Origin of the sequence: Streptosporangium sp. NBC_01755 (assembly GCF_035917995.1) — a bacterium.
Lineage (GTDB): Bacteria > Actinomycetota > Actinomycetes > Streptosporangiales > Streptosporangiaceae > Streptosporangium.
This window is the reverse complement of the sequence record NZ_CP109131.1, coordinates 2,672,722-2,697,406: the sequence shown is the minus strand read 5'-3', so window position 1 is coordinate 2,697,406 and position 24,685 is coordinate 2,672,722. Positions and strand designations below refer to the sequence as shown.

General features: G+C 70.1%; 18 protein-coding genes and 1 pseudogene. 14 read left to right on the top strand and 5 right to left on the bottom strand.

The window, feature by feature from the left end; translation table 11 throughout:
- The first annotated feature begins 32 nt into the window (after positions 1-32).
- From OG884_RS12340 to OG884_RS12305, 8 genes are all read left to right on the top strand, one after another.
- Positions 33-1,226: an esterase-like activity of phytase family protein gene (locus OG884_RS12340; RefSeq protein WP_326645168.1), complete on the top strand. Its 1,194-nt coding sequence runs from the start codon at positions 33-35 to the stop codon at positions 1,224-1,226.
- Between the two features lie 258 nt (positions 1,227-1,484).
- Entirely contained in the window at positions 1,485-2,258 is a 774-nt protein-coding gene (locus OG884_RS12335) for a MerR family transcriptional regulator (protein ID WP_326645166.1), read from the top strand.
- Complete coding sequence (locus OG884_RS12330; RefSeq protein ID WP_326645164.1) at positions 2,255-2,818, top strand: GyrI-like domain-containing protein; 564 nt, start codon at positions 2,255-2,257, stop codon at positions 2,816-2,818. The genes OG884_RS12335 and OG884_RS12330 overlap by 4 nt, the downstream gene beginning before the upstream one ends.
- A 453-nt stretch (positions 2,819-3,271) precedes the next feature.
- Positions 3,272-3,877, top strand: a complete 606-nt coding sequence (locus OG884_RS12325; protein ID WP_326645162.1) for a GOLPH3/VPS74 family protein — start codon at positions 3,272-3,274, stop codon at positions 3,875-3,877.
- A 28-nt stretch (positions 3,878-3,905) separates the two neighbouring features.
- Entirely contained in the window at positions 3,906-5,378 is a 1,473-nt protein-coding gene (locus tag OG884_RS12320; protein ID WP_326645160.1) for an APC family permease, read from the top strand.
- Entirely contained in the window at positions 5,375-5,968 is a 594-nt protein-coding gene (locus tag OG884_RS12315; protein ID WP_326645158.1) for a GNAT family N-acetyltransferase, read from the top strand. Before OG884_RS12320 ends, OG884_RS12315 begins: the two co-directional genes overlap by 4 nt.
- A gap of 595 nt (positions 5,969-6,563) precedes the next feature.
- Positions 6,564-7,619 (top strand): TRM11 family SAM-dependent methyltransferase, encoded by a 1,056-nt coding sequence (locus tag OG884_RS12310; RefSeq protein WP_326645157.1) that lies wholly within the window; start codon positions 6,564-6,566, stop codon positions 7,617-7,619.
- A 51-nt stretch (positions 7,620-7,670) separates the two neighbouring features.
- Positions 7,671-7,868 carry a multicopper oxidase domain-containing protein gene (locus tag OG884_RS12305; protein ID WP_326646909.1) on the top strand — a complete coding sequence of 66 codons (198 nt, stop codon included), beginning with the start codon at positions 7,671-7,673 and terminating at the stop codon, positions 7,866-7,868.
- Positions 7,869-7,959: 91 nt separating this feature from the next.
- Here OG884_RS12305 and OG884_RS12300 read toward each other — a convergent pair whose 3' ends face one another.
- Positions 7,960-8,202 carry an FCD domain-containing protein gene (locus OG884_RS12300; protein ID WP_326645156.1) on the bottom strand — a complete coding sequence of 81 codons (243 nt, stop codon included), beginning with the start codon at positions 8,200-8,202 and terminating at the stop codon, positions 7,960-7,962.
- A gap of 5 nt (positions 8,203-8,207) precedes the next feature.
- On the opposite strand from OG884_RS12300, the pseudogene OG884_RS12295 reads away from it, so the two are divergent.
- The 5 genes and pseudogenes from OG884_RS12295 to OG884_RS12275 all read left to right on the top strand — a co-directional run.
- Positions 8,208-9,221: pseudogene (locus OG884_RS12295) on the top strand (FAD-dependent oxidoreductase); the annotation flags it as partial.
- Positions 9,222-9,313: 92 nt separating this feature from the next.
- Positions 9,314-9,595, top strand: a complete 282-nt coding sequence (locus OG884_RS12290) for a sarcosine oxidase subunit delta (protein ID WP_326645154.1) — start codon at positions 9,314-9,316, stop codon at positions 9,593-9,595.
- Positions 9,592-10,050: a 2Fe-2S iron-sulfur cluster-binding protein gene (locus tag OG884_RS12285; protein ID WP_326645152.1), complete on the top strand. Its 459-nt coding sequence runs from the start codon at positions 9,592-9,594 to the stop codon at positions 10,048-10,050. Before OG884_RS12290 ends, OG884_RS12285 begins: the two co-directional genes overlap by 4 nt.
- A gap of 42 nt (positions 10,051-10,092) precedes the next feature.
- Positions 10,093-12,474, top strand: coding sequence for a glycine cleavage T C-terminal barrel domain-containing protein (locus OG884_RS12280; protein WP_326645150.1), 2,382 nt, complete (start codon positions 10,093-10,095; stop codon positions 12,472-12,474).
- Positions 12,467-13,105: a sarcosine oxidase subunit gamma gene (locus OG884_RS12275; RefSeq protein ID WP_326645148.1), complete on the top strand. Its 639-nt coding sequence runs from the start codon at positions 12,467-12,469 to the stop codon at positions 13,103-13,105. The genes OG884_RS12280 and OG884_RS12275 overlap by 8 nt, the downstream gene beginning before the upstream one ends.
- Before the next feature lie 156 nt (positions 13,106-13,261).
- On the opposite strand, the gene OG884_RS12270 is transcribed toward OG884_RS12275, so the two are convergent.
- On the bottom strand, positions 13,262-13,768 hold the full coding sequence (locus OG884_RS12270) for a hypothetical protein (protein ID WP_326645146.1): 507 nt from the start codon (positions 13,766-13,768) through the stop codon (positions 13,262-13,264).
- Positions 13,769-13,945: 177 nt separating this feature from the next.
- On the opposite strand from OG884_RS12270, the gene OG884_RS12265 reads away from it, so the two are divergent.
- Positions 13,946-15,139, top strand: coding sequence for a hypothetical protein (locus OG884_RS12265; protein ID WP_326645145.1), 1,194 nt, complete (start codon positions 13,946-13,948; stop codon positions 15,137-15,139).
- Between the two features lie 23 nt (positions 15,140-15,162).
- Here the strand turns inward: OG884_RS12265 and OG884_RS12260 are convergent, their stop codons facing one another.
- From OG884_RS12260 to OG884_RS12250, 3 genes are read right to left on the bottom strand one after another with little or no spacing between them, the layout of a single operon-like run.
- Positions 15,163-17,634, bottom strand: coding sequence for an ATP-binding protein (locus OG884_RS12260; RefSeq protein WP_326645143.1), 2,472 nt, complete (start codon positions 17,632-17,634; stop codon positions 15,163-15,165).
- Positions 17,631-20,987 (bottom strand): phospholipase D-like domain-containing protein, encoded by a 3,357-nt coding sequence (locus tag OG884_RS12255; RefSeq protein ID WP_326645142.1) that lies wholly within the window; start codon positions 20,985-20,987, stop codon positions 17,631-17,633. Before OG884_RS12255 ends, OG884_RS12260 begins: the two co-directional genes overlap by 4 nt.
- On the bottom strand, positions 20,984-24,673 hold the full coding sequence (locus OG884_RS12250; protein WP_326645140.1) for an AAA domain-containing protein: 3,690 nt from the start codon (positions 24,671-24,673) through the stop codon (positions 20,984-20,986). Before OG884_RS12250 ends, OG884_RS12255 begins: the two co-directional genes overlap by 4 nt.
- Positions 24,674-24,685 lie beyond the last annotated feature (12 nt).

Genomic DNA, 24,685 nt, shown 5'->3' with positions numbered 1-24,685 from the left:
TTCGGGATCTTTTCTGGGATGAGGAGAGTCATATGGCCAATTCGCGAAGAATCACGGCGATCGCGGCCGTGTTCGCGACGGCGGTCAGCCTCGGGGCCGTCGGCGCGCAGGCGTCGACGGCGGACGCCCGACGGTCGACGGCGGACGCCCGGTCGGAGGCCGCGGCGCCCACGAGGGGGGTCCGGATCACCCGCTTCCTCGGCGAGCAGCGCCTGCCGAACAAGATGCGGTTCCGGGGAACCACGGTCGGTGGCTTCTCCGGCATCGACCGTGACCCACGCACCGGCACCTGGTACTTCGTCTCCGACGACCGGGCGCGTTACAACCCGGCCCGCTTCTACACCGGCCGCCTCGACATCAACCCGGTCACCGGAGCGTTCACCGGGGTGAACCTCACCGGGGTCACCACCCTGCGGCGCTCCGACGGCACCCCCTACCCCGCCTATGGCCAGGCCGGGGCCGCCGATCCCGAGACGATCCGCTTCGACCGGTGGAGCAACCAGCTGCTCTGGGGTGACGAGGGCGACCGGCCGGACGCGACACATCCCGAGATTCCGGTCTCCGACCTGTTCGTCCGCTGGACCAGCCCCCGAGGCCGCCACCTCGGAGAGCTGACGACCCCCCGCAACATGAAGATGACCGCCACCAACAGCGGCCCCCGGCGCAACTTCGGCTTCGAGGGCCTGACCTCCACGGCGCGCACCATCACGGCGGTCACGGAAGGCCCCAGGTACGAGGACGGCGAGCCGCCGACCGCCACCCGGGGCGCCCCGGCCCGCATCACCGTGTGGAGCCGCGACGGCAGGCCGCGCGGGCAGTACGCCTACCCGATCGACCCGCTGCCGGCGGCGCCGATCCCGCCGACCGGCCAGTCCGACAGCGGCGTCTCGGAGATCCTGGCGATCGACGACTACCGCTACCTCGCCCTCGAACGCTCCTGGATCGAGGGCGTCAACTACAAGGTCAAGCTGTACGAGATCGACCTGCGCGGTGCCACGAACGTGCTGAACAGGGACAGCCTGTCGACCGGTCGCCCGTACCGCCCGGTTTCCAAGCGCCTGGTCTCCGACCTCGGCACGGTGCGGACACCGGTGCAGAACCTGGAGAGCCTCGCCTGGGGACCGCGCCTGCGCAACGGTGAGTGCACGCTGGTGGTCGGCTCCGACGACAACTTCAGCGAGCAGGAGGTCACCCAGTTTCTGGCCTTCGCGGCCAGGGGCTGCTGACCGCCGCGAGGTGAGGCCGCCCGGACAGGGCGGTCGGCACCTACCCGGACGCTGAAAGACTCCGGCGCGGCCGGGACCCACGACACGGGTCCCGGCCGCGCCGGTCCATGTGCGGCGAGGATCCCCGGATGCGATCTCCGGCCTTCCGGCTCGGTCGGTTCCCGAGCTGCCGAACCTCGCTGAGCCGACCGCCCTTCCGGCTCGATCGATTCTCGCCCGGTTGGACCCTCCTACTGTGGGAGCCTCCATGCTGATGGCGTGAACGAGGGATACCTGCCGATCGGGCGGTTCGCGAGGCTCTGCCGGCTCAGCGTCAAGCAGCTGCGGCACTACGACGAGCTGGGCCTGCTGACCCCGGACCACGTCGATCCGGACACCGGCTACCGCTACTACCGGCCGGACCAGGCACGCGCCGCGATGCTGATCAGCCTGCTCCGCTCCATCGACGTACCGCTGCCCTCGATCGGGCGGGTGCTGTCCGGCGACACGGGTGCGCTCGGTGACGTACGCGACCGGATGGAGGCCGATCTGGCGCGCCGCGAGCGCAACTTCACCGCGCTCGAACGCATCCTCTCCGAGGGCCTGCACCGGCCGGAGGTGACGGTGGTCCGCGAGCCCGCCCGGCGGGTGGCCGTCGTCAGGGACATCGCGACACTGGACCAGATCGGCGCCGTCACCTCGGCGTGTGTGGCCCGGCTGCTCGCCGCCGTGGGTGATCCGAGGGGACTGATGATCGGGCTGTTCCCGCTCGACCTCGCGCCGGAGCTCGCCGTGGCCGTCGCCGTGGAGACGTCCGAGGACGTGCCGGGGACGTCCCCGGACGTCCTGCCCGGCGGTCTGTACGCCTCGGTGACGCACGTCGGTTCTTACCACCAGATCCCGCTCACCGCGCACGCGTTGCTCGCCTGGGTGGGCGAGCGCGGGCACACGCCCGAAGGCCCGCTGCGCGAGGTGTACGTCTCCAATCCCATCACCACGCCGCAGGACCGGCTGGTGACCCATCTGATGATCAAACTGGAGGATTCAGAATGAACTGGTATTCGGCCGAGGACGATCCCGAAGTGGTGGAGTTCGGCCCCGCGCGCGGGCTCTCGGTCACCGGGCAGGGAGCGCCGGGCGGGCCCGCCTACACGACGAGCGTGGGAGCGCTGTACGCCGTCGCCGGGGCGCTGCTCGGCATCGCGGCCCGCTCCGTGCGGCCGTTCGGGATGCCGCCCCTGGAAGGCCGCTGGTGGGCCGAGGACGAGCGGCCGCCGCTCGACGTGCCGCGCGAGGAGTGGTGGTGGCACCTGTTCCTGCGGCTGCCGGAGCCGGTGGACGAGGCGTGGGCCGACGAGGCGCGCCAGTCCGCGGGGCACCCGGCCGCCGCCAGGGTGCAGTTCGTCACCTTCACCGAGGGACTGTGCGTGCAGGTCCTGCACCGCGGGCCGTACGCGGAGGAGCCGAAGACCCTCGCCAGGATGGACGCGCTGATGCGGAGCGAGGGGCTGGTCCCGAACGGCCTGCACCACGAGATCTACCTGTCCGATACCGGGGAGACCGACCCGGAGAAGATGATGACCGTACTCCGCCAGCCCGTTCGCGCCGCCTGAACCCGTGGCCGTGATTCGACACCGAGTGTACGGAAGTCGTTACCATGCTATTCCGGTCCTCAGTCGGCGTAACTTTCCGCATTAAAGACCGACACTAATTCCCCGGGCCCCGCTGATTCCCGCTCCGTGCGGCTCGCTCGGCTGGATTTTCCCGGCCAGGAAAACCTTCGAAGGCCCGCTTCACACCGGCGTGAAGCGGGCCTTCACCTTTGCGTACCAGGTCATCCAGGTGATCGCCGATCTCCGGGAGGGGGTGTCCGCGCCCTCCCGGGAGCTTTCGGACCGGAGGTTCCGGCCATTTCCGCCTCGGTCGCCGACGGGCGACTTCTTTTTCTCCGATTCCCGCTCCAAGCTATCCGCTACGCACCAGAATTTTATTCGTGTAATGACAGATTTAACAATTTGGCTATACGATCGCCGTTCGTGGTTGGAGTTGATCTTTCAGGAACCCGATTGGCCAACGACCTGTTCTTTGTCATGCATGACAACGCGACCGGCCGGATGAGGCTTCATGCCCGCCTGACCGGTCTGGGGCTGGCCGCTGCCATCCTGGGAGAACTGATGCTCGCCGGGCGGATAACCGTGGGATTGGCGGCGGGGCAGATGCGGCTCGTCGTTCTCAACGCGGCGCCGCCCGAAGACGCGCTCACCAGGACCGCCCTGGACCACATCGTCGCCGAACCCGCACACCGCTTCCGTACCTGGTTGCAGTTCCTCGCCCGTGCGGCACTCGCCGACGTGGCGGCCCGGATGACCGCCGACGGGCTGCTGCGCCCGCCCGGCAGACGCCCGTCGCGGAGGCAGATGCCGGTCGACGTGAACATCGCGGCGTGGCCCGGCGGACGCGTCAACCTGGCGATCCAACGCCGTGAGCCACTCAGCGTCCAGGACAGTGTCCTGCTGGGGCTGCTCGTCGCGACCGGCGGCAACCAGCTCGTCCTGTGGGAGCAGAACCCGAGATACCTCTCCGATTCGATCACCGCCCTCCCGGCGCCGCTCCAGGAACTGATCGCCCAGACCGAGGCTGCCGTAGGTGACTCCGTCATCAGCCGCCGGTGAACCCACCCCCCTCATTTCAAGGATCCCAATGTCCGTGACAGAACGAAGGGCCAGCGCCGTTTCCGCCGCGCTTGCCCAGGACCGCCTCGGTGTGCCGTCGGTGGTGTTCTTCGTCATCTCGGCGGCGGCGCCGTTGACCGTCATCGGTGGCTCGGTGACCGCCGCCTACGCCGCGACCGGCGTGACCGGCGTGCCGCTCGCCTTCGTCCTGCTGGGAGCCATCCTGGGCCTGTTCGCCGTCGGCTACGTGACGATGGCCCGTTACGTCGTCAACGCCGGGGCGTTCTACGCGTACACCGCGAAAGGGCTCGGCAGGCCGGTGGGTGTGGCGACCGCGTGGGTCGCGTTGCTGGCCTACAACGCGCTCCAGGTGGGTCTCTACGGCATGATCGGTGCGGCCGCCCAGCCGCTGATCGCCGACTGGTTCGGAAGCTCTCCGCCCTGGTGGGTCATCGGGCTGGTCGCCTGGGTGCTGACCGGGGTGCTCGGCCTCCTGCGGGTCGACGTGAACGGGAAGGTCCTGTCGGTCCTGCTGCTGACGGAGATAGCCGTCGTCGTCGTGTTCGACATCGCGGACCTGATCAACCCGGCGGCCTCGGGCTACAGCCTCGACGTCTTCGACCCGTCGAACCTCTTCGTCCCCGGGATCGGTGCGGTGGTCGCGATCTGCATCGCGTCCTTCGCGGGCTTCGAGTCGTCGGTGGTGTTCTCCGAGGAGACCAAGGACCCGAGGCGCACGGTGCCGATCGCGACCTACGTCGCACTCGCCGTCATCTCCGGGCTCTACGCCGTGTCGTCCTGGGCGATGACCGTGCCGATCGGCTCGGACAAGATCGTCGAGACCTCGCGCGAGCAGAGTTCGGTCCTCCTGTTCAACCTGGCCGGGCAGCACCTGGGGGCGACCGTCGCCACCATCGGCTCTCTCCTCTTCGTGACGAGCCTCTTCGCCGCGCTGATCGCCTTTCACAACACGATCTCCCGCTACGTCTTCGCCCTTGGCAGGGAGAGGGTGCTGCCCGAGACCTTCGGTCGTACTTCCCCCCGGACCGGTGCCCCGGTCAACGGCTCGGTGGCGCAGAGTGTCATCGGGCTGGTCACGATCGTCATATACGCGGTCTTCGGCCTGGATCCGGTCGTCCAGCTGTTCTTCACCGTCGGATCGTTCGGTGGCCTGGGACTGCTCATGATGCTGGCGGCCACCTCGATCTCCGTGCTGGTCTTCTTCGCCAAGAACCCCAACGAGGAGAACGCCTGGCGGACCAGGATCGCCCCGGGTATCTCCTCGGTCCTGCTGATCGTGGTCATCGTGCTCGTCATGGCCAACTTCGACACCGTGCTCGGCGTGGCCCCCGACTCCCCGCTGCGCTGGATCATGCCCGCCGTCTACTTCGTCGCCGTGGGGCTCGGCGTCATGTGGGGACTCGCCCTGCGGGCCAAACGGCCGAAGGTATACGCGAACATCGGGCGGGGCGCCCAGGCGGCTGTGGGAGGGACCGAATGACAGAGATCATTCGCGTTCAGAACGCTCCCGGAGCCGCCGAGACCATCGGCGCGATCATCGCCACCTCCTTCCACGAGCAGGAGATCTCGGCCTGGATGATCCCGCCGGACGACGACCGCCGCCGGGTGATGCCCCCCTTCTTCTCCATGATCACCGAGAGCGCCCTCATCCACGGCGAGGTCCACGCGACGGCCGACATGTCCGCCGTGGCCGTATGGTTCCACAAAGGCGCCGAGCCGCTTCCCGAGATCCCCGACCGGGACGCCCGGGTGGAGGCGTTCGCCGGTCCCCACGCGGAGCGCATCGGGCAGATGGGGGAGGAGATGGACAAGCGCCACCCCCACGACCCGCACCACTACCTGGCGTTCCTTGCCGTGCTCCCCGGGCACCAGGGACGGAGGACGGGGACCCGGCTGCTCGAGGAGTACCACCGCGGGCTCGACGAGGCGGGCATACCCGCGTACCTGGAGGCCAGCAGCACCCGCAGTCGCAGGCTCTACCTGCGCCACGGCTATCAGGACCTCGGCGACCCGATGTTCATGCCCGACGGCCCGCCGATGTTCCCCATGTGGCGCCCGCCGAGCCCCTGACCGGATCTTCCGCCGGTCACGGTGTCATGACCGGACCCGAGTCCCCGAACGCCCGGTCCGGGACGCCGGAGACGGCGGCCCGGACCGGGGATCGGTGAGGGGTCCGGCAGGCGGGCCGGGGCGCCTGGGTATGGCTCCCGGCGCCCCGGCCGGGAAAGCGCCTACTCGGCCGCGGGGGCCACCGGAGCGGCCGGGATGGCCGGGATGCACAGCGGCCCGTCCTCTCGATATGAGGGCGGGCCGAACAGCGCGAGCCGCCGCCATCGGGGTCGGTTCGCGGACCGGTGTCGTGGAGGCGTGATCCGCGTAGGCTCCTGAGCCGATACAGCGCTGGCTGATCACGGACTGGGACTGTTACCATCCGTTCCATGATCTTCTTCTTCCACCTGCGTTAAGGGGCCGTCGGCGAGGCGAGGAACCCCCGTCGTCGACGAGGCGGGGCGGCGTGGCGCCGTCCCGAACCTTGACGTGGGAGAAGAACGATCATCATGCGCATTCGCGCGCGTTTTCTCACCGCCCCGCGTCCCAGCGCTCTCGCCGTCTCGTGACGGCGGCGCGCCTGGTGGCGCGGTGCGTCCGAGGACTGGAGCCCATCGTGGCCTCCGAGATCCTCCAGCTCGGACTCGGTCCGATCACCCATCTGGGCCACCGTGAGGTGCACTTCCGTGCGCCTCGACCGGAGCCCGGGGTGGTCCGGCTGCGCACCGCGGACGACGTGTTCCTGCTCGCCGCCCAACTGCCGGACATCGGAGCGGCCAGAACGGGGGTCGACGCGCTCGCCGAGCTCGTGGCCGTCACCGATGTGGACACGCTGCTCCGGCACCGGCTGGGCTGCGGAGGCTCCGGCGAGCTCACCGGTGTCGAGGTGTCGGCGTCCTTCCTGGGCAGGCGGAACTTCAACCGGTACGACGCCGAGGACGCCGTCGGCCGGGCCCTGGCGCGGAGGCTGGGAGCCGGATACCACTCGCGGCGCGGGGGCGTCGCGCCGCCGCCGGCCCACAGCGCGTGGCGGCTGATCCTGGACGGCACCCGGGCGACGCTCATGCTGAGGATCACCGACCGGCCGCTGCACCGCCGTACCTACAAGCGGTGCACGATCCCGGGCACCCTGCATCCTCCGCTGGCCGCGGCGATGGCCCGGATGGCCGACATCCGGGCCGATCACCGGGTGCTCGACCCCTGCTGCGGTGCCGGAACCCTGCTCATCGAGGCCGGACAGCTGCGGCCGGACGCCCGCTTCTGCGGCTTCGACCTGGACCCGGACGCGCTGCGGGCGGCGCGTACGAACGCGGCGGACTCCCCGGCCATCACCATCCGCCCGGCCGACGCCGGCGACCTGCCGTTGACCGACGGCAGCATCGACCGCGTCGTGTGCAACCCACCCTGGGGTACGCAGGTCGCCGCGCACGGCCTGCTCGACGGGGCTCCCTCCCGCTGGTGGACGGAGCTGCGGCGGGTCCTCGCTCCCGACGGAATGGCGGTGGTGCTGATCCCCGACACCGACGACCTCGGCACCGCCATCCGGCAGCGGCTGGTCCCCGTCCACGTCCAGCAGGTCCGCCTCTCCGGTGCCCAGTCGTACATCGTCCGGCTCATGGCAGGGGAGAGGGGCCGACGACCGGCGTCCCGGCGCCGGGCACAGGGAGGATAAGCGCGGCGGACAAGGAGGGCACGGCGGGGGCGCCCCCGCCGTGCCCGGCCCCTGACCGCTTCAGCCGGGGGCGTCCACGGGCGGCCTCACCACGGTCATGGCCGGCAGGACACCGTGAACATTCCCCCCAGGGGGCAGGTCGTCATCCGGACCCACTTCACCGACTACACCGGTAAGACCGTCCTGCACTGCCACATCCTCAACCACGAGGACGCGGGCATGATGGCGGTCCTGGAGATCGTCAAATGATCGACGGGTCCCGGCGGCAACCACGAGGACGCGGGCATGATGGCGGTCCTGGAGATCGTCAAATGATCGACGGGTCCCGGCGGCCGGGAGCTCAGAGAAGGGCGCGGACCGCGCGTTCGAAGCCCGCGACGTGTTCGGCGGCGAGCCGGGCGGCCCGCTCCTGCTCGCCGTCGACGACGGCGCGCAGCAGCGGGCCGTGTTCCTCGACGTGGCTCGCCATGCCGGGAAGCCGGTCGACGAACAGGCACCAGATCCGGGTGGCCAGGTTGCCGTAGCGGACCAGGGTGTCCTCAAGGTAGGGGTTTCGGGTGGCGGCATACAGGGCGCGGTGCACGCTCAGTCCGCTCCAACTACCTGTGGGACGAGAGCGCCGGGATCTACGAGTTCGCGCTGAAGCAGTGGGAGCGGCTGCCCGAGGAACTGGACTACGACTTCCTGTTCAGTCAGCGGGGTGTGCTCAACCTCGCCCACACCCTCCAGGACGTTCGCGAGGCCCGTCGCCGGGTCAACGCCAACCGGCTCAACGGCGTCGACGCGGAGTGGCTCGACGCCGAGGAGGTGGCCGAGGTGTGCCCGATCATCGACATCTCCCCGGACGTCCGCTACCCGGTGCTGGGCGCGACGTTCCAGCCCCGGGCAGGCATCGCCAAACACGACCACGTGGCCTGGGCCTTCGCCCGCGCCGCGGACGCGCTGGGCGTGGACCTCATCCAGAACTGCGAGGTCACCGGCTTCGTCAAGGACGGTGACCGGGTCGTCGGCGTACGGACCACGCGGGGCGTCGTCAACGCCGGAGTGGTCGGCCTGGTCGGTGCCGGCCACAGCGGCGTCCTGGCGGAGAAGGCCGGATTCCGGCTGCCGGTGCGGTCGCAACCGCTGCAGGCACTGGTCTCCGAGCTGTACGAGCCGGTCCACCCCACCGTGGTCATGTCGAACCACGTGCACGTCTACGTCTCGCAGGCGCACAAGGGCGAGCTGGTCATGGGGGCCGGTGTGGACTCCTACAACGGCTACGGCCGGCGCGGTTCCTTCCACGTCATCGAGAAGCAGATGGCGGCGGCGATCGAACTGTTCCCGATCTTCGCCCGAGCACACGTGCTCCGTACCTGGGGCGGCATCGTCGACGTCTCGCCCGACGCCTCGCCCATCATCGGCAGGACGCCCGTGGAGAACCTCTACGTCAACTGCGGCTGGGGGACCGGCGGTTTCAAGGCCACCCCGTCGGCCGGGTGGACCATGGCCCACACCATGGCGACCGGGGAGCCGCACCCGCTGAACGCGCCGTTCTCCCTGGAGCGGTTCACCACCGGCGCCCTCATCGACGAGCACGGCGCCGCGGCCGTGGCCCACTGATCCGGCGACCCCGCGCCCCCGTGGCCCCGCGCCCTCGTGCCCCTGTGACCTCGTGACCTCGTGACCCTGTGACCTCGTGAAGGAGCCACCGAATGCTCTTGCTGAACTGCCCCTGGTGCGGGCCACGGGACGAGACCGAGTACCACTACGGCGGTCAGGCCCACGTCCCCTACCCGCAGGCCCCGGCCGACCTGACCGACGAGGAGTGGGCCGAGTACCTCTTCTTCCGTGACAACCCCCAGGGCCCCTTCGCCGAACGCTGGGTGCACAGCACCGGCTGCCGCCGCTGGTTCAACGTCGTACGGGACACCACCACCTACCAGGTGCTCGCCGTCTACCGGCTCACCGACCCCCGCCCGGAAGGAGCGCGATGAGCGCCCAGCCCCACCGGCTCCCGTCAGGCGGCCGGATCGACCGTGACACGGTGCTCCGCCTGACCGTCGACGGCCAGGAGTTGACCGGCCACCCGGGTGACACCGTCGCCTCGGCGATGCTGGCCGCCGGCAGGCTCGACGTCGCCCCCTCTATCTACCGGGGGCGCCCGCGCGGCATCGTGGCGGCCGGTGTCGAGGAGCCGAACGCGCTGCTTGAGGTCTTCGGGCAGTGCTCGGAGTCGATGCTCCCGGCCACGACGGTCTCCCTCGTCGACGGGCTGGCCGTGCGGACGCTGTCCGGCCTGGGCCGGCTCGATCCCACCGTTGACGAGGCCGTCTACGACAAGAGGTTCACGCACACCGATGTCCTCGTCATCGGCGCCGGCCCGGCGGGCCTCGCCGCGGCCTCCGCCGCCGCCCGGTCGGGCGCCCGGGTGATCCTCCTCGACGAGTAGTCCGAGCCGGGAGGGTCGCTGCTCTGCGGCCGGGAGGAGACGGTGAACGGCTCACCCGCCCTGGACTGGGCGCGCGAGGTGGTGGCCGAACTCGAATCCGCTCCCGAGGCGGTGGTGCTCAGCCGTACCACCGCTTTCGGTAATTACGACGACAACTACGTCATCGCCGTCCAGCACCGCACCGACCACCTCGGTCACCCGGCTCCCGAGGGCGTGTCCCGCCAGCGGGTCTGGCACATCCGGGCGGCACGGGTCGTGATCGCCACCGGTGCGCACGAGCGCCCGCTGGTCTTCGCGGGCAACGACCGCCCCGGGGTGGTCCTGGCCTCCGCCGTACGCGGTTACCTCAACCGGTACGCCGTGACGGCCGGGTCCCGCGTCGTGGTGGGCACCACCAACGACAGCGCGTACGACACCGTGACCGACCTGGTCGCGGCCGGCGTCGAGGTGGCGGCCGTCATCGACGCCCGTCCCGCCCTCTCGCCGCGCGCGGCCGAGGTCGCCGGGACCGGAGTGCGTGTCGTGCCGGGCAGCGCGGTCGTCGAGACGACCGGCGCCCCGCGGGTCGGCGGCGTCCTGGTCAGCGCCCTGGACGACGACGGACTGCTCAGCGGAGAGATCGAGACCATCGCGTGCGACCTGCTCGCCGTCTCCGGCGGCTGGAGCCCCGTCGTTCATCTGCACAGCCAGCGGCAGGGCAGGCTGCGCTGGGACGACGCTCTCGCCGCCTTCGTCCCCGCAGGGACCGTCCGCGACCAGCAGGTGGCCGGTTCGGCCCGGGGCACCTTCGACCTCGGCGGCTGCCTCGCTGAAGGCACCGAGGCCGGGGTCACGGCCGCCGTGGCCACCGGGTTTCCGACCGAGGCCGCGGCTCCGGTGGGGCGGGCGGCCACCGGCGAGTACGGGCCGGTCCGGCAGCTCTGGCTGGTACCCGGGCGGACCGGTGAGCCGGCCGACTGGGACGAGCACTTCGTCGACCTCCAGCGCGACCAGACCGTCGCCGACATCTGGCGGGCGACCGGTACCGGCATGCGCGGTGTCGAGCATGTGAAGCGCTACACCTCGATCGGCACCGCGCACGACCAGGGCAAGACCTCCGCCGTCAACGCGATCGGCGTGATCGCCGCCGCGCTCGGCGGCACCCCGGAAGAGATCGGCACGACGTCCTACCGGGCGCCGTACACCCCGGTCTCCTTCGCGGCCCTCGCCGGGCGCGAGCGAGGCGACCTCTTCGACCCCGAACGGACCACCCCGATCCACCCCTGGCATGTCGCGCACGGCGCCAGGTTCGAGATCGTCGGGCAGTGGCTGCGCCCCTGGTACTTCCCGAGGGACGGCGAGGACATCGACGCGGCGGTCGCCCGCGAGAGCCGGGCCGCCCGGCGAGGCGTCGCCATGATGGACGCCTCCACGCTGGGCAAGATCGAGGTCTGCGGCGCCGACGCGGGCGAGTTCCTGGACCGCGTCTACACCAACGCCCACCGGAGACTGCCGATCGGCTCCGCCAGGTACGGGGTCATGTGCAAGCCCGACGGCATGATCCTGGACGACGGCGTGAACCTGCGCCTCGACGAGAACCGCTTCCTCCTCACCACCACCACCGGCGGTGCGGCCGGTGTCCTCGACTGGCTTGAGGAGTGGCTGCAGACCGAGTGGCCCGAGCTGGATGTTTACTGCACCTCGGTGACCGAGCAGTGGACGACGATCGCGGTGGTGGGCCCGAAGTCGCGGGAGGTGGTCGCACGGGTGGCCCCGGACCTGGACGTCTCAGCTGAGGCGTTCCCGTTCATGACCCTGCGCGAGACGACGCTGGCCTCCGGCGTACCCGCCCGGATCTGCCGGATCTCCTTCTCCGGCGAGCTCGCCTACGAGATCAACGTGTCGGGCTGGTACGGCCTCGCCGTCTGGGAGCAGGTGTACGCCGCCGGAGCGGACCTCGGCATCACGCCCTACGGCACCGAGACGATGCATGTGCTCCGCGCGGAGAAGGGTTACCCCATCGTCGGGCAGGACACCGACGGGACCGTTACGCCGCAGGACGCCGGCATGGAGTGGGTGGTCTCGAAACGCAAGGACTTCGTCGGCAACCGCTCCTACACCCGGGCGGACACCGCGCGGACCGACCGCAAGCACATGATCGGCCTGCTGCCGGTCGACAGGGTGACCCGGCTGCCCGAGGGCACGCAGATCATCGCGCCGGACACGCCGGTCACCCCCGAGGAAGGGCCCGTCCCGATGCTCGGGCACGTCACCTCCAGCTACCACAGCGAGGCCCTCGGCCGGCCGTTCGCCCTCGCGCTCGTCGCCGGCGGCCGGGACCGCATCGGGGAGATCCTCATCGCCCATGTGGGTGACTCCCCGGTCGAGGTTCAGGTCACCGAACCCGTGCTGTACGACCCCGAAGGGAGCAGGCGTGATGGCTGAACCGGCTGGGAGGGGTCCCGTCGAACTGCGGCGCAGCCCGCTGGCGCATCTGGAGGACCGGATGCGCGGTGACCGGGGCGTGTCACTCCGGGAACTGCCGTTCCTGACGATGGTCTCCGTCCGGGTGGCACCCGGATCCGCGGCCTTCGACCGGATCGGGGCGGCCCTGGGGACCGGCCTGCCGGAGCGGGTCGCGGATACCGCTCGGGCGGGAGCGCACACCGCCCTGTGGCTGGGCCCGGACGAATGGCTCGTGGTCTCATCGGGCTCATCGGGTTCATCAGGCTCATTGGTCTCATCGGCCGAACCCGGTCGGCTGGTGGCGGACCTCGTCGAGGCCTTGGCGGGTGATTTCGGCTCGGTGGTCGACGTGTCGGCGAACCGGACGACCCTTGAACTCAGCGGGGCCGCGGCGCGTCAGGTGCTGGAGAAGGGCTGCCCAGCCGACCTGCATCCCCGGTCGTTCGGCCCCGGCGACGCGGTGACGACCACGCTCGGGCCGGTGCCCGTGCTGCTCTGGCAGTCGGGTCCTTTGACGTACCGGATCCTGCCCCGCGCCTCCTTCGCCGACTACGTCGCCCGGTGGCTGCTCGACGCGATGACCGAGTTCGCCGCCGCCGAGGTGCGCTGAGATGGCACACCGGACCGGTATCGGCCCCTCCTGACCGGAGGGGCCGATACCGGTGGCATTCCCGATGAGGTGTGCCGACAAGAAGCGCGGCCGTGGCGTTCAGGTCCTTTCAGCGGTACGGCTCGCGCTTCCGCCTCGTCGTGCGCGGTCCCCGAATCAGGCGGCCGCGGGCTGCTCCTCGGCCTCGCGGACGATTATGCGGTCGCGGGCCGGGTCGACGCTGACCACCTCGGTATACAGCAGCTCCCCGATCTCGATCTCGCCCCGGTTGAGATCCGCCCTGAGCTCGCCGGACATCCGGGTGCAGTGCAGGATCATCGGGCGTTCACGGCCGGGAACCCTCAGCAGGACGTAGCCGCCCGAACGGCCCTCCTCGGGCACGACTCTGATGACCTCGCCGTCCAGGCGTTCGCCCACCCGCGGTCCGCTTACCGTGTCCTGATGCCGTACGGGACGCGGTGCCGTGTTGACGTGAGGGTGCCGTCCCGCCCCGCCGACCGGCGTGAGCCCGAGCTCGGTGATCATTTCGGCGTAGACATCGCGGTAGAAGTCGTCGAAGTTGAAAAGCGGGTTGCCGTTGGACGCCTTTACCCCGTACGGCATGGCCACGAAGACATTGCCGTCGACGATGTTCCTGTCGCGCGTCAATCCGTTGTCGTTCATCTGACTGCCCCTCTGCTGTTGCGGCCACCTGATCGGCCGATGAACAGAGCCTGCTCCCGGCACGCTGAAATCGCCCGCCCGGTGGACTGAAACGGCGCTGAATCTCCGGCCGTTTCGGGTGGGGAATTCATCGGCTTTTCAGCAGAGGTTTCCGGCCTGTTGTTCTAGCCTGTAGGTGTGAATGAGCATGCGCCGATCGAAATCGCTGTGCTCGGGGAGATCAACATCCGGATGGGCGAGAAGACCACACCGCTCACCCGGCAGCCCGCCGCCGTCCTGCTCCTCCTCGCCCTCGCCGGAGGACCTGTCTCGCGGCGAGAGCTGTGGCAGAGCGTCAAGGGCGACAGAGGGATCCAGGAGAAGACGATCGAGAAGCACGTCAGCGATCTCAAGACCAAACATCACGTGCCGATCGCGTCGGCCAGGCCGCACGGCATGGCCGGCTACCGGCTGGACCTTGAACGCTGCGTCGTCGACGCGGTCCGGTTCATCAAGGGCGCGGAACGGCTCGACGGTGCCGGGCCAGGTCATCTCGACGAACTCATGGGCCTGTGGCGGGCCGACCCGCACGAGCTATACCCCGGTCTGGAGGAGCGCTGGTGGCGGCCCCTCATCGAGGCCCGTGATCGGATTGTCTGGCACGTCCACCGGATGGATCCGGATGAACGCGCGGCTCTTGCCCGGCTGGGCGCCTTCACCGCCTGCTTCCCCCATGAACGAGCGATCGACCGTATCCGGCCGGGAGACCGCAAACGCCTGCTGATCGTGGACGACGATGTGGTGGTCAGTCAGGACATCCACCGGCTGCTCAAGCCTTACTACGTCTGCAAGGTGCTCACCGGCGAGGACGTGCTGGAGCAGTGGGAACGGCTGATCGACGACCCGGAGCTGGACACTTTTCACGGTGCGTTGATCGACCTGCACCTGACGGGCTCGCTGAACGACCAGCGGGGCTACGGCATCGTCGAGCACCTGCGCGACTTCACCGACATCCCCGCCGCCCTGGTGACCGCCAACGCGATGGACGTCAGCCACCGGCACCAGCAGACCACCATGGAGGAGTACCGCCTGGTCGACATCGTGCCCAAGACGAACCCGGCCTGGCACAACGGCGTGCGGGAAGCCGCCAGGTTGCTGGTGGACGAGGGCGAGGAATTCAAGCTCAAGCGGCTGGAGATCTTCCTGGCGTCGGCGTGGCGGGAGGTGCGTAGGCGGCGGGAGAGCCTGCCATCCGGCAGTGTCGAGGCCAGGCGGCTCGCCGGATCCGTGCGGGAGTACGAGACGGCTGACCGCGCGGTCCGGTACGGCTCCTTCGAGGAGGCGGAGCGCCTCGTGAAGTCCTTCCGCCGCACCTGGCGCATGCGCGGCTGACATCCGGCGCCATACGGCACGGATCACATCTGGGCGGGCGGGTCGGTCAGAGGGAGGGTGACCCGCAGATGCGCTCCGCCCAGAACGGCGGATCGGCCCACGATCTCCAGATGCCCGCCGAAGGCCCTGAACCAGGACCTGGCCGTCCGGAAACCGACCCCGCTGCCGCCATGACTGCTGAACCGGTCTTCGCGCGCCAGCCGTTCCCGCGCCTCCGCCGACAGGCCGATGCCGGAGTCCTCTATGTCGATCAGGCACCGGGTCGGATCGTCCACCTCGACGGTGACCGTCACCCTGATGTCGCCGAACTCCCTGCCGGTCTCCCGCACCGCCAGCCGCGAGTTGTCGAAAAGGTTGAAGAAGCACTCGCTGAGTACCCACGGGTTCGCGTGGACGAACAGGTCCTCGCCGTGCTGAAGTTCGTACCTGAGCATTCCCCCACTGTCGCCCTGCGCCACGCTAAGTGGATTCTTCAGGATCTCCGTCAGCCTGCACGGCCGCTCCGGCGCGGTCGCGCTGGTGTACATACCATGGATAGACGGAAGTGACTTCACCACGTCCAGTGCGTATTCGGCGCGCTCTTCCTCCAACGCGCTCCTGATCACCGCTCGCCTGCCGTTCATCTTGTGACCGATCACGCGGACGATCCGGTCACCGACCTCGGCGATCCGGCGTGCGGCGGTGTCGCGGTACTCCTCGTAAACGGCCCTGGCGGCGAGCACCGCCTGATCACGTGGAACGTGGCCGGGGCGCTTCTCCGTCAGCAGCGCGCGAATCCCGCTCGCGGGCAGCCGGAAGGGGCCCTCCTGAGGGCCTTCGAACAATCCCTCCCGTACGAGGTAGGCGGCACCGGCGGGCAGGCCGGAGTGGCTCACCACCACCTCGGCCACCTCCGCCTCGGCGATCGAGGTGAGGTCCTCGCGCAGGTCGTCGAGAGTGAACTCGTCACTGTCGAAGTCGATGGCGGCCCACAGCAGGGCCAAGGCGGCCCGCTCGCCCGCGTGCGGCGCGAGCAGGTCCCTGACCGCTTCGGTGCGCCACTCGTCGCGGCCGCGTACCTCGTTCAGCAGGGCCAGGTCAAGCAGCACTGAACGAGCCCTGTCGTGCCTGGGGGGGCCGGGCACCACCTCCGCCAGAAACCTGCGTAGGACGGCGGGGTTGTCGCCGACGTCGTAGCGGACCGCGTCGGTCGTCGCCATGTCGGCGGAGATGCCCAGCAGGTGCAGCAGCCAGGTCAGGTGGTGCCGCTGAGGGTGCTCGGCGGCTTCTCGCCAGTTCATGACCTCGTCGGGTGCCAGGCGTGGGCAGATCGCCCTCAGCAGGTTGATCAGGCGCACCGCCGGTTCCAGGCGTCGGCCGTGAACCGGGGCGACGAGCCTGAGGAGGAACGTGGCGTCAAGCTTGGCCACGCCGCGTACCGACCGCCTGTCCTGGAGCACCTCCTGGGCACGGACGGACGGCGCGATCCAAAGCAGCGGGCCGTCGCAGGCCGGCGGATCATGCGGGCGGCGCGGATTGGACACCCAAGTCGCCAGCTCGCGTCTGCCGAGAAAAGCCAGGCACGGCAGGCGGGCGTTGTCAGGGAGGCTGATCCTGGTCAGTACCCTGTGGCCGACGTCGTCCAACTCCAGCCAGGGACGGTCGGTACCGAGCAACCTGTGCAGGGAGCGGAGCAGCGCGGAGACCGTGTCGTGAGTGACCTCCCGTGCCGTGTCGCGCAGTGCGCGCAGCAACGCCCAGGCTTCGGCGTCATCTCGCGCGGGAAGCCATGTGGCGAATCCCGGTGGGTAGGGCGCGCCTGGCTCGAAGTACCAGGACATGATCGTCTCAAGGTCGTTCTCCTCGTACGGCCAGTCCTCCCTGAGCCGGGGCACCAGCCGCGGTTCGGTGTCGGCATGGCGGTGCTGGGGGCCGTCGCCGATCAGTGCTTTGGCCGTGTCGAACTCCCCGGCCTGGATACAGACCTCGGCCGACTCCAGCCAGGCCGCCACCGCTCTGTCCTGACCGTCCAGCTCGGCGGCCCGCGCCGCAAGGGATCGGCGCAGTTCGACTGAGGCCTGCTCCTCCAGCGAGCGCACCGTTTCGTCCAGCTCGCCGAGCTTGGCGTCCGCGTCGGCCAGCCGCAGCCACGCGTCGTCGGTCAGATCGCGCACATCCACGTCAAGCGAGACACCCGCGCGGGCGGACCTGCGCTCCAGGCCGACCGCGTCGTGGTGAACCCGTACGGCCGCCGCTGCGCGGGCCCGCTCCAGCCGGTCGGCGATGTCCTTGGCCGCCCGCACCGGTAGGTGGGCCTTCTGGTGCAGTTCCTCGACGGCGCGGAACTCACCGTCGGCGATCAGACGGTGGGCGCTCTGCTCGACGGTGAGAGGCTCAGCCAGGCCGCGAAGGAGCAGCATGGCCAGGTCGGTTGAGGCGTCGCCGCGTGCGAGCGCCGCGGCCAGGTCGGGATAACGCCACACGTCCGGCCACTCCCGCACCACGTCATCGATCACGCCCGCAACGCCTCCTCCTTGGTACCCGCGAACAGATGGTCCAGGTCCGCCAGGACAGCCGCCGCGACCGGGCCGCCTGTCCGGCCCAGCCGCCCGTTCTCACCGGCCAGTTCGGGGCGCATCGCGTGGAAGCCGTCAGCGAGCGCGCGGGTGGCGTCGAGCAGCTCGGGACGGTGGCGCAGCCGATGGTCCTCGGTGGCGAGCCTGGTCAGGCTCCGCACCGAGAGCACCACCTTTGCCAGCCGGCCCAGGTACTTGCCCCGATACATGCCGGTGAGTAGTTCGTGTCGCGGCGCGACCTGCCGCCAGGTGTCGTCGACCAGCACACCCGCGCGCTCCTCGGGGTCGTTCGCGTCTGGGAACGTGCCGCCAACGAGATTGCGCAGCCCGGCCACATCCCGCCGGGTGGCCGCGTCGCCCAGCATGCCGAAGATCCCGCTCTCCTTGAACAGCGCGGCATGGGTGCGCTTGGCGCCCTCGATGTCGACGGGCAACGGGCGGGACTGCTCCAGCGCCAGGTCCACGGACTCCCAGGCCGCCCGCAGTGCGTGCCGCCGCTGCCGCTCGTCCGCGATGGCGTGCATCAGGTCGGCGGTGTCGGCGCCGATCGTCCTGGCGTGATAGTCCACCGCCAGCTCACCGAGCTTGGCCCACGGGCCGGAGATCGACGACGACAGCACCTCGACGGCACCGTGCGCGTCGGACGAGCCTCGGGCCAGCGTCTCGGCCACGGCGACGGCGAGCAGGGCGGAGCGCTCGTCATCGACCAGGTCGGCATCGAAAACGGCGGCGACCAGTGCGTCCCCGCCGCGCGGAGTGGTCCGCGCGGCGGCCGCCACCGCGAAAGAAGGGCTGGGCTGCCAGGTCCCGTCGTTGTCGGCGCAGCGCAGCACCGCCGCCTCGACGAACGCGCCGGAGCGCCACAGGTCCACGACGAGGTGGCGGCGCCAGCGCAGTACGACGTCGGGATCCGCATCCCCCGCGTAACGGCTGAGGCAGAAGGCGGCCGCCGCCCGCACCACCATCGACCCCGATTCCACCTCGTGCAGGCTCTCCAGGACGGGCCATGGATCGTCAGTTGAGGTCAGCTCCGCGGCGATGGCAGAGGTGGCCGTGGCGCCGTCCCCGGCCGCGTCGAGGATCCGGCGCGTCGCCGCCAGCACGCCGGGGTCGTGGGCCGGGGGAGCGGGCGCCACCGTGCCCGAGGACCTACCCGCCACCCTGGCGGTCACCTCGGCGGGCTCGCCCGCCGCCGAGGCCACCTCGTTCGCGATCGCCGGCCCGGCAAGCCTGACGCTGAGCTCCGAGCGCTGCAGGTGCCGCCCGCCGAGTGTGCCGTGCCCGGCGTAGGAGAGGTAGTTGAAGCTACCGACCACCACGTCGTCATCCCAGACAAGCACCTTGGCGTGGGTCCCGCCGACATTCAACCGCATCAGGTCGGGATACCTGTCGGCCAGATCACGCAGCAGTGCCGCCGCCGTGCTCCCCTGCGCGGTCGGCCTGCCGTACGAGACGGTCACCTCGACGCCGCGCCGTAGGCACCGCTCCAGCGCGTCGGCCATGCGCCGGTCCAGCACCTCGTCACCGATCTCATGCGAGGAGATCACCAGGCGGCGTGCGGCCATGCGCAGCGCACGCCAGAGCAGCTCGCGGTGCTCGCCGTCCTCCACGATCCTCGCCGAGCTCCTGACACGCTCGGCGAGCCGCTGCTGGAACCGGGCGGCGTACTCCGCCCAGGCCAGTCCCCAGGCCCGCACAGCTCCCGCCGACTGCTCATCCGTGCTCTCGTCGGGCGGCGGCGTCGGCACCGGCGTGGTCGGCCGGGGCGCGGTGGGGTCGGTGCTGGGCGGGGGAAACTGGTGTTCCTGCTGGAGTACCATCCGGCTGAGCGGCCCCTCTGGCACGGTGGTCCTGACCCAGCCGAGCAGATCGCGCACCGCCTCACCGCCCCGGTCGTCGGGGGAGGACAGCAGCAGCCCGATCTCGTGGTCGCCGCCGCGGGCGCTGAGCGCGTTCCAGCTCGTGACCAGGGCACGGCGGTCGTCGCAGACGACGACCTTGGCGTGCGTGCGGGCCGACACCTTGGGCACCAGCGCGGATGCCCTGCCCCGCTCGCGGGTGAGACTATCGATGGCCGAATCGACCTGGACGTCAAGCGTGGAGCGGTGTGCGATGCCCCAGACGACGACGACCTGTACGCCGCGTTTGACGGCCTGGCGCAGCCGAGGTTCCACCGTCCGCAGCGCGGCGTACCTCACCCACGGTACGGCGATGACGATCTGCGTCCGCGCGCTGTCGACGAGCTCGGCCAGGATGGCGGCATGCTCGGTGGGACCGATCACGACTCGATGCTCGACCTCCCTGGCGAAGCGGTGGTCGAGCATCGCCTCGATGCGGCGGGCGTCGTCGGCCAGCTCCAGGTGCCTGGCCCGGCGCTGGGTCGGCGGAACCCGTTCGAGCCTCGCCGCGTCCTCGGTGAGCCTGGCGATGTCCTCCTCGATCGGCGGAGGCTCGGCCAACCCCGCGCTCGCCACCTCGCGCAGCTGCTTGGTGAGCGGATCATTGGGGAACGCCTGCGCCAGCTGGGTCAGCCTGGTCGAGGCGAGCTCGCGACGCGTGGGTGGGAAATGCCGGTCGACCACGGTGACGACCAGAGTGTCGGTGTCCTCGTCGATCTCGGCCTGCACGTCCATCGCGTACCAGCGCCGCCCAGAGACCACCCGCAGGTCCGCCGGCACGGTTCGTACGGACGAGATCTGCCGAGGACGGCCCGCTCCGCCGCGCGCGCTCTGGATCTCGGTCAGGAGCTCGCCGTCGTCGGTGTCGCCGTCCTGCTGCCGCAGCCACCTGCTGACGGCGGCCAGCAGCTCCGAACGGGGCGCGGTGTCCAGCGTGACGTCCGACGAGACCTGGTTGACCGCGAACCTCGGGTGCTTCGGCGACCGAGGGCCCGCGCTGGGCATCACGTGCCCGGTCAGCCGCTCGATCATCAGCTCGACCGTGTGCTCGTCGGACTCCGCGCTGGCCAGGGTGCGCAGGCTGCCGTCGGCAAGCCGCCGCCTGACCTCGGGGCTGAGACTGATCGAGCCGTCCGCGAAGTCGACCGTGAGGTAGCCATGCCGCCACAGGTCGTGGACGAGGTCGAGAGTCACCTTGCGGCCGAGGCCGAGTAGTGCGGCCAGATCGTCGATGCCGGCGGGGTCGCTGTCGCGCCCGTCGGTCAGCGCCGAGATGACGCGCAGGACCGTGTCCTCCATCGGCGACAGTGTGGAGCCGAAATTGGTGCGTACCCTCACGTGGCCCACATCGCAGGGCAGGTAGACGGTGACCGTTGGGGCGGGACGGTTGCTCATGACCCTGTCACCTCGCCGGCCGGGAGCACGGTTCCGTAGATCCGGACCGCGGTGCAGAGCCGCGCCCAGAACTCGACCTCCGCGCCCGCCTGGGCGAAGTGCTGGAAGTTGCCCACGATGACCAGCAGTTTCCTGGCTCTGGACAGCATCACGTTGATCAGATTGGGCTCGGTCAGGTGTCCGAGGCTGCTCAGCGCGCCCCTGGCCTTGCCGCGCGGTGTGGACCTGACGAGCGAGACCAGCACGATGTCTGCTTCGCGTCCCTGGAAGGCGTGCACGGTGGACAGGTGATCGCGCACGCTGGCGTATTGGCGCAGCTCCTCGAGCTGCTGCCGGTAGGGGGTAAGCACCGCCAGAGGCTCGCCGCTGTAACCGTTCCGGTACGGCACGGGGTCCGGTTTCAGCCGTTTCACCAGCGCGTCCACAACCTTCGCCTCACCGGGGTTGCTCCAGCGCGGTACGTCGGCACAGTCAGGGATGTCGCTGGTGTCCAGCCAGATCAGCGACTCGCCGATGAACTCGACGGGCCGTCGCAGCGACAGCGGGCCGATGCCTTCGGCGGTGGCCAGGCCGCCCCGCGGCAGGCCATCCTGCTCCACAGGGCCCGGCTTCGGATAGAAGACCCGGCTCACCACCTCGGCAATGGGCGCCCGCATGCGGAACTGGGTGGACAACTGGCGCAGCGGTAGCCGTTCCCTGGCCGAGGGCGACAGCTCCACGTCGTCGAGGTTGCCGAACAGGTTGCGGAAGGTGTCAAAGGCCCGGAGTAGGCTCTCCCGCTCCCGGTAGAGCTGGGCGATCTCCTCGTTGCGGTCGCTGGCGCAGTCGTTGAGGAAGCTCTCGAAGTCCTGGCGGCGGTGAGCGCCGAGTTGGCGGTGGTCTCCGATGAGCGTCCACCGGGTCCCCCTGGCCAGCGGCATCGCCAGCTCCGTCGGCCATGCCTTGGCCGCCTCCTCCACGATCACCCAGTCGAACCTGCTGCGGGTACCGCCGCTGGTGACCGCTTCGGCGGTCGAGGTGGCGCAGGTGGCGAAGACCAGGTTCGCCGCTCGCTTGAGCCGGTCACCCAACTCAAGCTGGACGTTCTCCTCCCCTGACGGATCCAGCAACCGGTTCCACCGTTCCAATGCGCGGTGCAGCGGCTCGTTGCCGACCCCGCCGTCCAGCCTGAGCCGTACCCTGACCCTGATGTGCATCGCCTCCCGATCGGTGAGCCTCTCCAGGGTCCACGGCTCGATCTGCGGGCTGTGCCTGGCGCCGCTCCGCGAGGTGATGCGCATGGCGACGCCCGCCCAGTCATCGCTCGGCATGCCCTCGCCGTTCATGGCGCCGACCTTCTGCAGGATGCGCTGCGCCAGGTTGTCCAAGGCGTAGTTGGACTGCGCCGAGACCAGCACGCGGGCCGTGGAGTCGTCGGCGAGGTAGGCGGCCACCGCCTCGGCCACCACCGTGGTCTTGCCTGTTCCCGGTGGGCCCTGCACGGCGAAGAACGGCTGGTAGGTCAACATGGCACGGACGATCTCCGGGCCGTCCTCGCCGAGCAGGCCGCTGCCCGCCCGCTGCCATCGGGATGCGATGTGCTTGATGGAGTTGGGTGAGCGGAGCTGGCGCAGCAGCCCTCGGGCATCCATGAGGTCCACCCTGGCGGCGGTCTGGCGACGCAGCGCCGTGTTCGTCCCCTTGTCGCTGAGCGGCCTGATCCAGCCACGCTGCGGTATCTTCCCGCTGCCCCGGGCGGGGCGGCGGAGTGTGACCCGGTCCTCGCCGGTCCGGCGCTGGACGATCCATTCTGAACCGCGGCTTGACCTGCTCGGCGTACCCCTGTCGTCCTCGACCACTTCGACCAGGGCGTCACCCTCCTCGTCGTCGAGGTTGCCGAAGAAGTCGCCGAAGGCGGGCCGCAGCCGTGGGGAGTCGGCGAACTTGCGCAGCAGGGTGTTCTTGTCGATCAGCGCCTTGTCGCGTTCCCTGTCCCACTCGACCGTGACGTCACCCGCGCCCTGGTCGATGCGGACGAAGGCGTAGGTCCGGGCACGCAGCTGGGCGCCCTGGTACTGCAGCATCCAGTCCAGCGCCCTGCCGTACTCCAAGTCCTGCTGGGACTCCTGCGAAGGCAGGTCGAGCAGGTCGAGCAGTGGTGTCCACGAGGGGCGGTCCAGCAGCTCGGCCTCCATGACCTCCTCGGCCACGTCGAAGGCGACTGTGTCGATCGCGGCGACCTCGGGGGCGAACGATGACTGGGCAAGCAGATCCTCCAGCCGCCGCCGGGCGGAGGGATGATGGCGGCGCGCGACGTACTTGACGATCAGCGCCTCGGGGAGGGGTGGGCCGAGCCGTCCCCAGGTCTTGCGCTGGAAGCTCCGGCAGAACCAGGCGATGTTCTTGCCGAGCAGCACGTGGTGGCTGGCGAGCCGGTCGTTCAGGTCGCCGCGCTCGGCGAACGGCTCGGCGCCCTTGGGGGAGTGCAGGAGCCTGGCGTTGCGGAGGTCGTCGACGATGAACTTGGCCAGCTCATCGCGACCCATGGGGGTGTCGGCGGGCTGGGAGATGCAGCCCCAGCGATAGAGGGTGGCGTTCGACAGCTCGGGCATGTGCGCCACGAGGTAGGGGCGGGTGCGCTCGGTGCCGGTCAACGCCAGGCGGATGCCCTCCGCGTCCTGCCCCAGCCGGGTGACGACCTCGGCCGCCGTGGGCCGGTTTCGTGGCTCCTCTGCGAGCATCTCCGCCAGCAGGCTCGCCAGCCGGTGCGGTACCTTGGGTGAGGCGGTCAGCAGACGCGTCATCTCCCTGCGCGTCCGCGTGTGCCGCTCGCGGACCTCGCCGGGCGAGGCCCCTGAGACGGAGCCGTCCGGAAGGCGCGCGGGGTCGTAGAACCACTCGCAGACCGTCGCGGCCAGGCCGTACACGTCGGAGGTGGGGCTTTCGAGAAACCGTTCGTCCTCACCGGTGGGAAACAGGAAACGCACGCGCTCGGGCGGGTGATAGGCGAGGGTGCGCAGCGTCGGGGCCCTGCCGAGCAGGAGCGTGCCCAGCTCGGAGCGGTCGGCGCCGGAGTCGAGGTTGCGCCGGAAGAGGTTGCCGATCAGCGCGCTCATCTCGAAGCGGGCGATCCACAGCCGGGGGGAGCGCTCGTCCGCCAAGTCGGCCTGGATCGTGGCGGGGGTGAGGTTACGGTGGAGCACACCGAGGTCGTGCAGCTCCGCGAGCGCGTTGGCGAGCCGTCCGAACTGGCTCAGCGCCAGCGTCGGGTGTTCACGCATGAAGTCCGCCGCTCCGGGGTCGGCGAGAGTACTGCCCGACCCCCGGGTGGCGATGAAGGCCACGCCGCCGACCACCGCCCCCGCACGGGCCGTGGACTCCGCAGACTCGTAGCCGCCGCTCAGGATCTCCGGCAGACCGTGTAGTCCCGATGCGCCCAGCCGCAGCAGGACCCTGACCTCCTGCTCCCACAGCAGACCGCCGATGTCGGCCAACCCGGCGTAGACGTGCAGGTCCACCCTGCGGCCGTCGCGGTCGACCAGGCGATAGAGCCGTAGCCGCCCGGGGATCAGCTCCGCGCCACCCAACGGGCGGCCGGGCGGCCCCGCCTGGACGTAGGGGCCGTAGGCGTAGGTCCGCTCGTCCGAGCAGAAGTGCCGCACCAGGCGGTCGATCTCATCGTCGGCTTCTTTCAGCCCGTTTGCCACGGGTCAATCTTT